Annotated in this window: 6 protein-coding genes; all 6 read left to right on the forward strand. The window is 66.7% G+C overall.

From position 1 onward, the window contains the following. Positions 1-38: 38 nt before the first annotated feature. The 6 genes from QMK22_RS00175 to QMK22_RS00200 are packed head-to-tail and all read left to right on the forward strand — an operon-like array spanning position 39 to position 13,755. A complete protein-coding gene (locus QMK22_RS00175) occupies positions 39-1,184 on the forward strand; it encodes a serine/threonine-protein kinase (RefSeq protein WP_283495621.1) in 1,146 nt (381 codons plus the stop codon). Continuing rightward, positions 1,184-7,189, forward strand: a complete 6,006-nt coding sequence (locus QMK22_RS00180) for an Ig-like domain-containing protein (RefSeq protein WP_283495622.1) — start codon at positions 1,184-1,186, stop codon at positions 7,187-7,189. Before QMK22_RS00175 ends, QMK22_RS00180 begins: the two co-directional genes overlap by 1 nt. Before the next feature lie 49 nt (positions 7,190-7,238). Further along, positions 7,239-8,204: an AAA family ATPase gene (locus tag QMK22_RS00185; RefSeq protein WP_283495623.1), complete on the forward strand. Its 966-nt coding sequence runs from the start codon at positions 7,239-7,241 to the stop codon at positions 8,202-8,204. Next, positions 8,201-9,607, forward strand: coding sequence for a DUF58 domain-containing protein (locus QMK22_RS00190; RefSeq protein WP_283495624.1), 1,407 nt, complete (start codon positions 8,201-8,203; stop codon positions 9,605-9,607). The genes QMK22_RS00185 and QMK22_RS00190 overlap by 4 nt, the downstream gene beginning before the upstream one ends. Next, positions 9,604-12,267 carry a transglutaminase TgpA family protein gene (locus QMK22_RS00195; RefSeq protein ID WP_283495625.1) on the forward strand — a complete coding sequence of 888 codons (2,664 nt, stop codon included), beginning with the start codon at positions 9,604-9,606 and terminating at the stop codon, positions 12,265-12,267. The genes QMK22_RS00190 and QMK22_RS00195 overlap by 4 nt, the downstream gene beginning before the upstream one ends. Further along, entirely contained in the window at positions 12,268-13,755 is a 1,488-nt protein-coding gene (locus QMK22_RS00200; protein ID WP_283495626.1) for a DUF5684 domain-containing protein, read from the forward strand.

The raw sequence follows: 13,755 nt of genomic DNA on the forward strand, positions 1-13,755 counted from the left end.
AAAGACACATCAGGTCACGAACGCAGGTCGGGGGAGCAATGGGCAGACGTCTCCCGTCAGCGCCGCCCATTTTGTCGGGCTACACCTATGTGCGCCCCCTCGGCACGGGCGGTTTCGCCGACGTCTTTCTGTTCGAACAGAACATGCCCCGCCGTTCTGTCGCCGTCAAGGTGCTGCTGCAGGACATCGTCGACGATGACGTGCTTCGCTCATTCAATGCCGAAGCGGATGTCATGGCGCGGCTCAGCTCGCATCCGTCGATTCTCACCGTGTACAACGCGAGCATCTCGGCCGACGGTCGCCCGTACCTCGTCATGGAGTACTGCCCGGGGTCGTACTCCTCGCGCGAGCGCGCGGAGCCGATTTCCCTGGCGACCGGACTCAACGTTGCCGTGAGGATCGCCTGCGCCCTTGAGACTGCGCACCGGTCCAAGGTGCTGCATCGCGATATCAAACCCTCCAACATCCTCACCACCACCTTCGGCGGCCCCGTGCTGGGCGACTTCGGTATCGCCGCGTCCCTCGCCGGCGGTGCTCGCAACGAACTCTTCGCTATGTCGTTGCCGTGGAGCGCGCCCGAAGTCGTCGACGAGCGCACCACCGGCACGGTCGCGACCGAGGTCTGGTCGTTCGGTGCCACCCTGTACTCCCTGCTGTCCGATCGGGCCCCGTTCGAACTTCCGGCGGGTTCCTCCGGTTCCCGCGCGCAGCTGCAACAACGCATCGGTCGCGCGAAATACACCAGCATCGGGCGAGCGGATGTGCCGTCCTCGCTCGAAAATGTGCTCGCTCGCATGATGAGTCGCGACCCGGCCGCACGCCAGGTGAGCCTGCTCGAATGCGCCTACGATCTGCAGCGCGTGGAGCGCGACCTGGGCCTGCCCGTCACCGCGCTGGAGGTGGCCGACGAAGCCTGGGCATCCGCTGGAGCGCCCGTCGATTTTGACAATCAGGAGGCGCGCGGCCCCGTCATCTCCGATGTCATCCTGCCCACCCTGCGCCCCGGCGGGCGTGCTAGCGCCCGGCGCCCGGCAGCGCAGGCCCGCGACGAAGCGCTGCCCGATTCGAGCGAGGCCCGACGAGCGCGACTGTCCCCGCTCGCGCTCGGTCTGCTCCTGATGGGGGCTGTCGTGGTCGGTGGCGGCGCCACGGTAGCTGCCCTGCTGCTGGCTGGACTGATCTGATGGCCGGTATTCGCGCCCGAAGGCGCCTGCGCGTGCTCGTGAAAGCACGACGCGGCGTGATTCGCATTGCGGCGGTCGCGATCGTCGGTGCGCTGCTGGCCACTGTGGCCATCGTCGTCGATGGGTTCGATGTGAAGCAGACGCCGGTCAACGCGAGTTCAATTTGGGCGCTGCAGAGCGGCACCGGCAACCGGTATGCCCGGATCAACACAGACCTGGGCGAACTCGACACCGTGAAGACCGTGCCGGCGCCGAGCGAACTGGTGCAGACCGATTCCACCGTGCTGCTCTACGCACAAAACAACGAAAAGGTTGTCGACGTGAGCCTCGCGGCGCCGATCGACCTCGGCGACGACGCCACCGATTACGACAGCACGCCGGACGGCACCCGAACCATCGTGTCATCGGGCTCCTGGGTGGGCTATCTCACCAGCACGGGCACGGTGTTCGCCGGTGCCGTCGATGCCACCACCGAGCCCCGCCCGGTGAACCCGTACGCCGACGATGAGGTCGTCAGGGGTGAAACCCCCCGCGCCTACCGCTCCGATGCCATCGCCATCACGCCCGAGGGGTTGCTCTACAGCTATTCCAGCGCGGCCGGAAGCGTGCTGCGGTATTCCATCGCGAAAGACAAGATTCAGGGCGAGGACATCGTCACCGACGGCCCGGCGGAGCCCGGAAGTCAGCTGAGCGTCGTCGGCGACAGCTGGGCGCTGCTGGCCGTGGCCGGAGATGAACTGTGGCTGGCCGGCCAGAGCAGACCGGTCGAAACGAAGATGAGCGAACTGGCCGTGCTGCAACGCCCGAGCAGCAGCGCCGACGACGTGTTCATTGCCGACCAGGCCGGCCTGGTTGCCTTTGCCCTCTCCGACGGCGCCCGCACCGCGCTCGTTGGTGATTCCGAGACGGTGCTCGGGGTGCCCGCCGCGCCAACGCCCTTTCACGGTGATCGCTACGCGGCCTGGCTGCCCGCGTCCGGCGCCGGAGGCACCCTGTTCAGCGAGGATTCCGGCGAATCCACGCTCAGTTATGGCGCGGTCGCTGCGACCGGTGACGCCGCTCCGGCGTTTCGCGCCAACGAATCCCTCCTGATCCTCAACGACACGCAGAGCGGATGGGTCTGGACCGTTCCCGACGGCGCCCTCGTCACCGGCTCCCAGGACTGGACCCTGGCCGAAGTCTCGGAACCCCAGCGCCAAGACAACGTTGACGTGGCCTCCGAGGTTGTCGAACCGAAGGCTCCCGTGGCGGTGGCCGATGCCTTCGGCGTGCGCATCGACCAGTTGGTGCGGCTGCCGGTACTGCTGAACGATCACGACGCCAACGACGACGTGCTCAGCGTGATACCCGCCTCTGTCACCGGGCTCGACCCGTCATGGGGCACCGTCACCGTCACCGACCACAACCAGACCCTCGCGGTGCAGGTAGCCCCCGGCGCCAGTGGCACGGCAACCTTCAGCTACGCCATCACCGACGGCTCGCGCACCGACGGCCTCGATTCGTCGCCGGCCACGGTCACGCTCACCGTGCACAGCGACGACGTCAATTCTGCACCGGTCTGGTGCGGCACCGACGGTTGCCTGCAGGACTGGCCGGCCCCCGAGGTGCAACCGGGAGGCAGCGTCTCCGTTCCGGTGCTGACCGGCTGGGTCGATCCCGACGGCGACCCGATCTTCGTCGCATCCGCTGTCAACACCACCGATATCGGCTCGGTCAGTGTGACGCCCGCCGGAGTGCTCGTCTACAAACATCCCAACGCCGCCGAACAAGCCGCTCAGTCGGCCCCGATTCTGGTGCGCGTCTCGGACATTCACGGTGCCGCGACCGAGAAGGTGCTCACCGTCGCGGTCACGCCGACCCCACGGCTCACGGTCGAACCGTTCGCACTGGTCGCGTCGGTGAACGAGCACCTCACGGTGAACCCGGCCGAGTACGTCTCGGGCGCTGCCGGGCTCTACCGCATCACATCGGTCACGACCCCGTCGAGTGCCGAGGGGTCAACGGTGAGCAGCACCGCGAACGGCACCGCGTTCGACTTCGCCGCAACCGTCGTCGGAAACTACACGATCAGCCTCACGATCGCCGACGACGTGAGCGAAGTCGTGTCGCTCGTGCGCATTTCGGTGGTTTCAGCGGATGCCCAAGCGCTCACGACCTCCCCGGTGACGGTTTTCGTGCGGCCCAAGGCCGACACCAGCGTTGACGTCTTCACCGCCGTCTCCAACCCGGCCGGCCGGGTGCTGCTGCTCGGCGAAGCCATTCCCGAAACCGCTGTCGGCGCATCGCTCAGCGTCGACGTTGTGGGGCAGAACATTCTGCGCGTGCGCGGCTCCACCGCTGACGAACGGCCGGGAAAGCTCGGCACGGTGCGATACACAGTGTCCGACGGCACCGAAAACCCGTTGTACACCGTGCGCGGCGAGGCCACCGTGTATCTGCTCGAGGCTTCCGTTCCGCAGGCACCGATCGCCATGAATGACAGTGTTTCCGTGCGCGTTGGCGCCCAAATCGACATTCCGGTGCTCGACAACGACGTCGCTCCCGACGGCAACATCGTGATGCTCAACGCCGAGTCGGTGCAGAACCGCAGCGACCTGGGCCTCGCCTTTGCGGCCGGCGGCCAACTGCGCTATCTCGCCCCCGACGAACCGGGCAGCTACGAGCTGGCCTACAGCGTCTACACCGCCGGCGCGCCCGAACTCATCGACTCGGCCGTGGTCTCGGTCGAGGTGCTGGCTGACGGTGAGAACACCGCGCCCCAGCCGCACACGCTCTACGGCCGGGTGCTCTCGGGCGAAGCGATCGAGATTCCCTTTGACAGTTTCGGTATCGATCCCGACGGTGACACCGTGGTGCTCGACCGAGTGCTCTCCCAGCCGGCGCGCGGAACGGCATCGATCAATGCCACCGGCGATGCCATCGTCTACTCCAGCCCCCTCGACTTTCACGGCGCCATCGAATTTGAGTACCGGGTGCGCGACACCGTCGGCGCCACCGGTCTGGCGCTCGTGCGCATCGGCGTTCTCGACCAGCGCTCCAACCCGAGCCCGATCACGTTCAGCGACTACGTGGAGGTGCAGGCCGGCGCTGACAACCAGGTCGTGGTTTTTCCCGCCGCCAACGACATCGAACCCGGCGGCGGCAACCTCAGCCTGAGCCTGGTCACCCCCGACGCGCCGGCCGGCACTGCCGAGTTCGATGCCCTGGCGCAGCGCATCAGCTCCGTCACCGACGATCGCGTCGTGTTCACCGCCGGCACAGAGCCGGGCCTGCTCACCTTCGTATACTCGGTGACCAACGCCAACGAGGATGTCGGTCAGGGCCTCATCGTGGTCAAGGTGGTGCGCGCTTCCGTTCCCGACTACCCGGTCGTGATCGACACGACCCTGGCCCTCGACGAACGCGACGCGTTCCCCACAGGCATCGATGTGGTCACCGACAAGGTCTCGTGGAACTCCGGCGACGTCGGTGGCCTCAGCCTCACCCTGTGGGGCAGTCATCCCGGCCTTGAGGTGTCGGGCTGGAAGATCAGCGGCGATGTCCCCGACGGCGGTCTCCTCGCTCCGTTCGCCCTGACCGGACCGAACTTTCAGGGCGTCGTCGTGACCACTTACGGGTTTCTGCGCATTCCGTCCAAGGATGCGATCATCGTCGCGCTCAAGAAGGGCAACGTCGACCAGAAAGTGCGTGAGGATGCCTCGGTCACCTTCGACCTGAAAAGCCTCGTGTCGATTCCGGCCGGAACGACCCTGGAACTGCAGCGCACGGGCATCCGCTCTTCGGGAGAGCGCCCCAACGCCACCTGCACCTTGGGTTCGGGTACTTCGGTTACCTACACTGCCGGGTCTGACGCACCGTGGACCGACTCCTGCACGGTGCCGGCGCGCATCGAGGGACAGGAGGACTACACCCAGCTCGTGGTGCCGGTCGTGGTCGAGCCGCTCGACCCGCAGCCGGAACTGCGCCCGGCGGCCCTGACCCAGAGCCCGGGATCCGATCCCGTTCGATACGACCTCAGCCATATGGTCGACTGGCAGGGTAAGGGGGCCGTGCCGGCGCTGACCTTCGCGATCGAGTTCGCTTCGGACCAGTTCACCGTGACCCAAAACGGCCCGATTCTGTCGATCGGTGTCGCCGATAACGCCGTGGCCGGTCGCGAGGCGGCCGTCACGGTGAGCCTGTCGAGCCACCGCGAGGCCGTGCCGGCGGTGCTGGCGCTCAAGGTCGGTCCGGCACCGAGCGAACTGCCCAAGGGGGGCACCGTCGCTTCGACCTGCACACAGTCGTCGGGGTCGAGCTGCTCCATTGCGGTCGTCGGCGCCCCCGGCGAGGTCAACCTCTACCGCAACACCCCACTCACACTGGTCTCCGTCACCGCCCCCAGCACCTGTGTCGGCGTATCGTTCACGGTCGAGAATTCGCGCAACGTACGCGCCACCTGGTCGGGCGATACCGCCGGCGGAGTCTGCGAAGCGAGCTTTGTCGTGCGCGACGCACAGGGCAAGCTCAGCGCCGGCAACCGCAACGGATCGATCACCGTTGACCTGCAGGGCTACCCGAAAGCGCCCAACGCGGTAGGGCAGATCGCCTACGGCGACCACACCGTGACCCTGTCGGTGAAGCCCGGCGGCGCCAACGCCGCCTACCCGGCCTTGACCGGGTTCGCGTTGTACCGCGGCGGTGCCAAGGTGGCAAGCTGCGACACCTCGGGCAACTGCGGCGTGATTCGAACGACCGAGAACGGTCAGAAAGAGCAGTACGAAGCGAAGGCGGTGAATTCCGTCGGCGAATCGCGCACCGCAGTGAACGTCACGGCCTGGTCATATGCCACCCCGGGAATGGGACGCTTGGCCGCCGAACCGATTTTCCAGGAGGGCACCACGAGTGCCTCGACCGGCGCGGTCACCGTGACCATCGAGAACACCGACCGCTCGACCAGGGGCTACAGCGTAAACGGCACAGAGAAATCCGTCACGATGCCGGGGAGCGGCAGGACCGAAGTCACCCTCGCCCTCGGTGTGGGAAAGCAGACCGTCACCGTGACCCCGTTGAGCCAGTTCGAGCGGCCGGCCGGATCAGGACCGACCGACCAGACCGAATCTATCGGTGTGCAGGTCGCGGGTTCGCCCGCGATCACGAGCGGCGGTTCGCTGAGCTCGCAGAACCGGTCGATCACCGTGGCTGGCACCGGGTTCAACTCGAATTCCAGCAAACTGCCGGTGCAGGTGCTCTACGTTGCTTCGCTGACCGAGGGCGCAACCTGCACGCTCACCCCGGCGGGCTTCACGCCGGAGGGGGCATCATCGTCGACAGACCCAGCGATCGGTGGCCTCACCAAGCACACCAAATACTTCGTGTCGATCTGTTATTCCAACGGCTACGGGGTCACCACAGCCAATGCCGGTTCGATCACCACGTGGGAACAACCAGCCGCTCCGGGCAACGGTACCTACAGGTATGACATGGCGGCACCAGCCGGTGGAAAATACCTCCTCACCAAGCCCACGTCGTCGACGCGCGTGCCCAGCGACTTTACGGCTGACTTCGACAACTTCACTGAGACCACCGGCTCGAGTGTTTTCGGCGCCGACCCCGGTATTCGCGTGCGGTACTGCACGACAACCGACTCCAGCCTGTGCAGTGACTGGTCAACCGTGGCGGCGGCCAATGCCGACCGCGCCTGGCAGGTGCGATACGCGGTCGCGGGCCTCAGCAACGCCGGCTGCGTGATCGGCGGCACCCTCGCGGTCGCCGTCGATGCGACATCAGCCGGACTCGCCGAGGCCGTTGTGACCGGCGCCGACTACTACGTGCCCGACTCGCAGGGCGGTCGCACCTGGGCGCACCGCAATGGAAACACCGTTCCCGCCGGCGCGACCCAGACCAAAAACGTGCAATGGACCCTCACCTGGACCGCCCCGCAGACCAGCGGTTTGGACCCGGCGTCGGGCACCACAACCTCCACGGCCGTCGTCTGCAGCGCCGCCACCGCACCGACGCCCTAATTTTTCGCCCCACCGATCACACCTTCGCCAGACCGAAAGAGCCACGCACATGACAATCACCACGGAGCAGTCAGACTGGTTTTCCGCGACCTTCACGATGATGGTCGACAACGTTGAACGCGTCGTTCTGGGTAAGCGCCACGTGATCGAGCTCGCTTTCACCGCGATGGTCAGCGAAGGACATCTGTTGCTCGAGGACTATCCGGGCACCGGAAAGACCTCGCTTGCTCGCGCCATGTCGCAGACCGTGCAGGGCGTCTCCACCCGCATCCAGTTCACCCCCGACCTGTTGCCCGGTGACGTGACCGGAATCACCGTCTACGACCAGAAAACCGGCGAGTTCGAATTTCACAGCGGACCGATCTTCGCCAACGTCGTGCTCGCCGACGAGATCAACCGCGCCAGCCCGAAGACCCAGTCGGCACTGCTCGAAGCGATGGAAGAGGGCAACGTCACCGTCGACGGCGTAACCCGATCCACCGGCGTGCCCTTTCTGGTCATCGCCACCCAGAACCCGATCGAGCAGGCCGGAACCTACCGGCTGCCGGAAGCCCAGCTCGACCGGTTCATGATGAAGGCTTCGCTCGGCTACCCCGACCTCGCTGCGACCATCCGCATTCTCGAGGGCACCGCCGATGTGCGCCACGACCTCGACCCGGTCATCACACCGCAGGCGCTCGTGAGCATGAGCGACGTTGCCCGTGGCGTGTTCGTCAACCCCCTCGTCTATGACTACATCGGCCGCCTGGTCGAGGCCACGCGGCTGGCCCGTCAGGTGCGCATGGGCGTTAGCGTGCGGGGCGCCCGCGCTCTCACCAAGGCGGCCAAAACCTGGGCGGTGGCCCACGGCCGCACCTTCGTCACCCCCGATGACGTCAAGGCCCTGGCCGAACAGGTGCTCACGCACCGCATGGTGCTCGACCCGGAGGCGGAGTTCGACGGCGTCACCGCGAGCGCCGTGATCGGCCAGATTCTGCTCGACGTCGTACCGCCCAGTCGGAGCGACTTGGCGTGAGCTTTCACACCGAATCGCGGCGCGCACTGACATCGACTCAGTCGCGCACCTCAACCCAGACCCGGTCTGCCACGCATACCCGGTATTCGACGACCCACACGAACTTCTCCGGGCGCACCCGCGCCTCGAAGACGTCGATTCTCGTGGGCGCGGTCGTGCTCTGGATGCGCGTGTCGCGCACGGTGCGAAACGGTGTGCAGGCATCCGTCGCATGGGTCGGAGAAACGGTCACCCCGGCCGGCTGGGTTGTGGTCGCCGCCGCGATCGTGCTGCTGCCGCTCGGCCTGGTGCTCGGCTGGACCGAACTGATCGTGACTGGCTGGGTGGCGGTCGCCCTTATTCTGATCTCGCTGCCATTTCTGGCCGGCGGGCGCGCCTATAGCGTCAACTTCGTGCTGCCGTTCGACCGGATCGTTGCCGGGTCCGAGGTGCTCGGCACCCTCACCGTCACCAACGTTTCCAAGCGGCTCGAGCTGCCCGGTCGCGTTGACGTTCCCATCGGCGAGGGACTAGCGGATGTTTACGTGCCGCTACTGCGTTCCGGCCAGGTTCACGAAGAGCAGGTGCGCGTGCCCGCCTACCGCCGCGGAATCATCGATGTGGGCCCGGTCACGACCGTGCGCAGCGACCCGCTCGGCGTGCTCGGGCGTGAAGTGGCCTGGGCCGATGTCAACCGCCTGTTCGTGCACCCGGTGACAGTGTCGATCCCCAGCACCAGCGCGGGTTTTGTGCGCGACCTCGAAGGAAACCCGACGAGCGACATCGTTGATTCTGACATCTCGTTTCACGCTATTCGCGAGTATGCCCCGGGCGACGGACAGCGACACATCCATTGGAAGTCCACCGCGAAGACCGGCAAGCTCATGGTGCGGCAGTTCGAAGAGAGCCGTCGCTCGCGTCTGGCGATCGTCTTGAGCCGGAACGCGGCGGAGTACGCCTCCGCTGACGAATTCGAGATGGCGGTCAGCGCAGCGGGCTCGCTCGGTGTGCGTGCCATTCGCGATGGCCGTGACCTGGCCGTTGTGGCCAGTGCCGAGATTCCCGATATCGTGCGCGGCAGCATCCGTTCGGTGCGCAGCCTCAGCGTGGTGTCGACGCGCACCCTGCTCGACGAACTGACCGCGATCGAGGTCAGCCCGCACGCTATGAACGTCGAAGACGTTTGTGTGCTTGCGGCGCAGGTGGTGCCCGACCTGTCGATCGCCTTTGTCGTGTGCGGCTCGACGATGACCGCCAGGCGCCTGCAGGCACTCGCACTGAAATTTGCCGACAATGTGCAGGTCGTGGCCGTTCTGTGCAACCCCGATGAGCAGCCGAGCTTTCGTGATCTCGCCGGCACGAGCGTGCTCACCATCGGCGTGCTCGATGATTTTCGTTCCCTACTGAGCCGGCGAGCGTCATGAGCGCGCCCGAAACGCCCGTGTCGCGGGGGACGAGTCGCCCCGCGACCGGATCGATCCGCCTGACCCGGCCGCGCCGGGCGCCCGGCGGCCGTCGCCGTGCCCTCGTGATCAACGCTCTGTTCCTGGTGGCGATGATGCTCGTGGCCGTCTGGGCCGCCTGGCCGATCTACCAGGACGTGAGCTACCTGATCATGGCGGGTGGAGCGATCACGGCCGGACTAGCACTGGCCTGGCTCGGTGCGCGGCGAGGTTGGTCGTGGTTCACCGTGCTGCTGGTGACCCTCGGCGCCTACTTGCTGTTGGGCGTGCCGCTCGCGGCGCCGACCGCGCTCACGAGCGTGCCGACTGCGTTCGGCGGATTGCTCGATCTGGTGACCGCCACGGTGTTCAGCTGGAAAGAACTCGTCACGATCCAACTACCGGTCGGGTCGTACCAGACCCTGCTCGTGCCGGCCTTTTTCTTGTTTCTTGGCGGCACCACGCTCGCCCTGTCGCTGGCCTGGCGCGGCGGCCGACTCTATGCGCTCGCGGTTCCCCTCCTCTTTGCCGTGCAGCTGTTCGGCCTGGTGTTCGGCTCCAGCGCCGTGAGCGTTCCGGTGACCGTGCTCGGCGTCAGCGTGGCGGCACCGCGCGAAAGCCTGATCGGTCTGGCCGCTCTGCTGCTCGGCTTCGGGTTTCTGGCCTGGCGCACCCACCTCGCGCGCACCGCGGCGCTCAATTTGGCGGCACGCAACAGCGGAGTGCGACGCACTCGAGGTGGCCTGGGCGGTCGAGTGCGCCGGGCAGCGCTCGCCGGGGGAGTGCTCGTGCTCGCTATCGGAGTCACCCTCGGTGGCCTGTCGATGGTTACCGCCAGCCCGACCCGCGAGGTGCTGCGCACCAGCATCGACCCGACCGTCGAGCTGCGCGAGTATGTCAGCCCGCTCAGCCAGTACCGCAGTTATTTCAGCGCCGATCGGTACAACACCGAACTGTTCACGGTAACCACCGACGCTGGGGCGGACGACAGGGCGTCGCGCGTGCGCCTCGCCGTACTCAGCTACTACGACGGCGAGGTCTTTCGGGTCGTGAACCCCGCTGCGGGGCAGAGCGACCAATCCACCGCTTTTGCCCGGGTACCGCACGCGCGCGGTGCCGGCGCCGACCGCACCACGACCACATTTGAGATCGCCGGGTATTCCGGCGTGTGGCTGCCGGGGACCGTGGCGCTGTCGAGCATCCGCTTTGCCGGTGATCGCGGCTCAGTACTCAGCGACGGATTTTTCTACAACGCGGGCACGGCATCCGGCATTGCGCTCAACCCCCTCACAAGCGGCGATCGCTATACGATTCTCGCGCCGCAGCAAGCGGATGCGACGGACCTGGCCGGTCTCGCCAGCCCGACCGGTGATTCGATGGATGATTCGATCGGCGATTCGGCTGGTGATTCGATCGGCGACTCTGTGATTCCGCAGAGTCTGGTCGACTGGGTCGACGCCCAGGCGGTGACCCGGGACGGGGCCGGGCTGGCCGAACTCGTGACGCGGCTGCGCGAGCGCGGCTATCTCAGCCACGCCCTGACCGTGCCGGCCGCAAACTCCTGGACCACCGACCTGGCCGGCTATCAGTTCTCGCCGAGCCTGTCCGGGCACTCGGTGGCACGAATCGACGACCTATTCACCGCGCTGCTCGACAAACAAAACAGCACGACCGCCACTGAGAACTCCCAGTTGGTGGCGGCGATCGGTGATGACGAACAATTCGCTGTCGCCGCGGCACTGCTCGCCCGCCAGCTCGGGTTCACCTCCCGGGTGGTGGTGGGGTTTGCTCTCGGTGCGGATGAAACCACCGGTTCGGCTGCGCCCGGTGCCTGCCAGCAGGGCGTCTGCTCCGGTCGAAATATCGAGGCCTGGGTGGAAGTGTCCAGCGGCGATGATCGCTGGGTCACCGTCGACGCGACCCCGCAGTTTCAGAACGCGTTGTCGCCCATCGACGACCTCACCCGCGACCCGCAGTACAACACCGAGGTCATCGTCGAGGGCGCCGCCGAGCAGCGCGCGCCGGAGGCTAACCCGGCCAGCGGAGAAGACCAGCAGGAGCAGGAAGCGGACAGCGGCCCCGACCTGGCCTGGCTGTTTACGATCCTCAAGATCGGGGGCATCAGCCTGGCCGTGCTGATGGCGATCAGCACGCCCTTTCTGGTCATTCTGGGAGCAAAACTGGCGCGTCGACGCGCCAGAGGGCGCTCCGTTGACCCGGCGGCCCGGGTTGCCGGCGGCTGGGACGAATACATCGACGCCGCTGTTGACCGTGGCCTCGCCGATCAAGGCACCATGACGCGGATCGAGATCGCGTCGCACTACCAATCGGTCGGCGGCGCTCAACTCGCCAGACTCGCTGACCAAGCCATCTTCGGTCCGATCCCTCCGCACGTCTCGGAGAGCGATGCCTTCTGGGCACTCGTCACTGCCGAACGTGCCGGCCTCGCCGCGAGCGGTACCCGGTGGCAACGCCTGCGCGCCGCTGTCTCGCTGCGTTCCTTTTCTCGGCTGGTTGATGCCCGCCGACTCTTCACTTTTCGACCCAGCGCAACTAGACGCGACGTCACCATCGCGCGCCCGAACCGGCGCGACACCAGCAGATTGGGGGAGCGGCCGCCTACCAGCGGACGCGAATCATAAATGTATGAATCATCTGGAGTGTTGATCTCGGTCATCGTGGTGGCAGTGCTGCTCGGCATCGGCGGGTACGTGTTCTCGTCGATCGCGCTCGGCAAGACGTTTGTCAAGCTCGGGGAACAAGCGTGGAAGGGCTGGGTGCCGGTCGTAAACACGATCACCGTGTTGGAACTCGGTCGCTATTCGGCGCTGTGGGTCATTGGTCTCCTCATTCCTGTCGCGAACCTCGTTGCCCTGGTCGTCTTCATCATGGCGGTCAATAACGTCAACCGACGATTGGGTTATGGCGGTGGATTCACGGTGCTCTATCTGCTCGTCTATCCGATCTGGGTCGGCATTCTCGGGTTCGGAAATTCTGTGGATACCGGCTGGCTGCCCGCAACGGCTGCCACCGGGTATGTTCCGTTTGCACCGGTCGCCCCGCAGCCGTGGGCACCGCAGCCGGCAGCGCCGCAGTATGTAGCCGCACAGCCTGCAGCACCGCATTCGACAACGCAGCAGTCAGCAGAACAGCCGATCGCCGCGTTTGCGCCCATGCCGCCGGTTCCCCCCGCCACGCGCGCTGCCGCACCGCTGCCCCCAGCACCGGCCGCCGCGGTTCCGGTTCCGGTTGCGGCGCCGGCAGTGCGCGATCGGCCCGTCGGACCGCCGCCGTTCTACGTGAGCGCCCCGCCGATTGCTGCGGTAGCGCCTGCTCCGCCTACGCCGCCAGCCCCGCCGGTCGTTTCAGTGCCCCCGGCTCCATCCGCACCCCCGGCACCCCCGGCACCCCCAGCACCCCCAGCCCCGGTCGTTTCAGTGCCGCCGGCTCCGCCCGCACCCCCGGCACCGCCAGCACTCCCAGCCCCGGTCGTTTCAGCGCCGCCGGCACCGCCTGTGGTTTCAGCACCGCCTGCCCTACCTGCCTTTCCCACGCCGGTCGATTCGGCCCCGCAGGCACCGCCTGTTTCGTCGGCCCCGCCCGCACCACCGACACCGCCCGCACCACCGGTACCCCCCGCGGAAACGCAGGCTGCGTTCGCGGCACCGTTCGCGGCACCGTTCGCGGCACCGACTGCGGCACCGACTGCGCCACCGACTGCGGCACCCCCGACACCAGACGCCGACAGCCCAGCTTCCGAGGACGACTTCGATGAGACCATGATCGTGGTGCGTCGCATGAGGCCGTGGACTCTGGAAACCGAACATGGCCTGAAGATTTCGCTCACCAAACCGGTCGTGCTGCTGGGACGCAACCCCGCGCGGGGCGACGCGCATCCGGAAGCGCAGTTGGTTTTGCTGCCCGACCCCGGCAAGACGGTCTCGAAAACGCACGCTCGCCTCGACTTTGTCGAGGGCGCCTGGGGAATTCGTGATCTGCAGTCGACCAACGGTGTTGTCCTCATCGACGGCGGTGGCATCGAGAACGAACTCGATGCGGGTGCCAGCGCGGCCTTGACCGACCGATTCCTGCTCGGCGAGCTCGCGGCGCGCATCTATCTGGAGGCCTGA

Source organism: Cryobacterium sp. PH29-G1 (genome assembly GCF_030063365.1).
Classification (GTDB): Bacteria; Actinomycetota; Actinomycetes; order Actinomycetales; family Microbacteriaceae; genus Cryobacterium.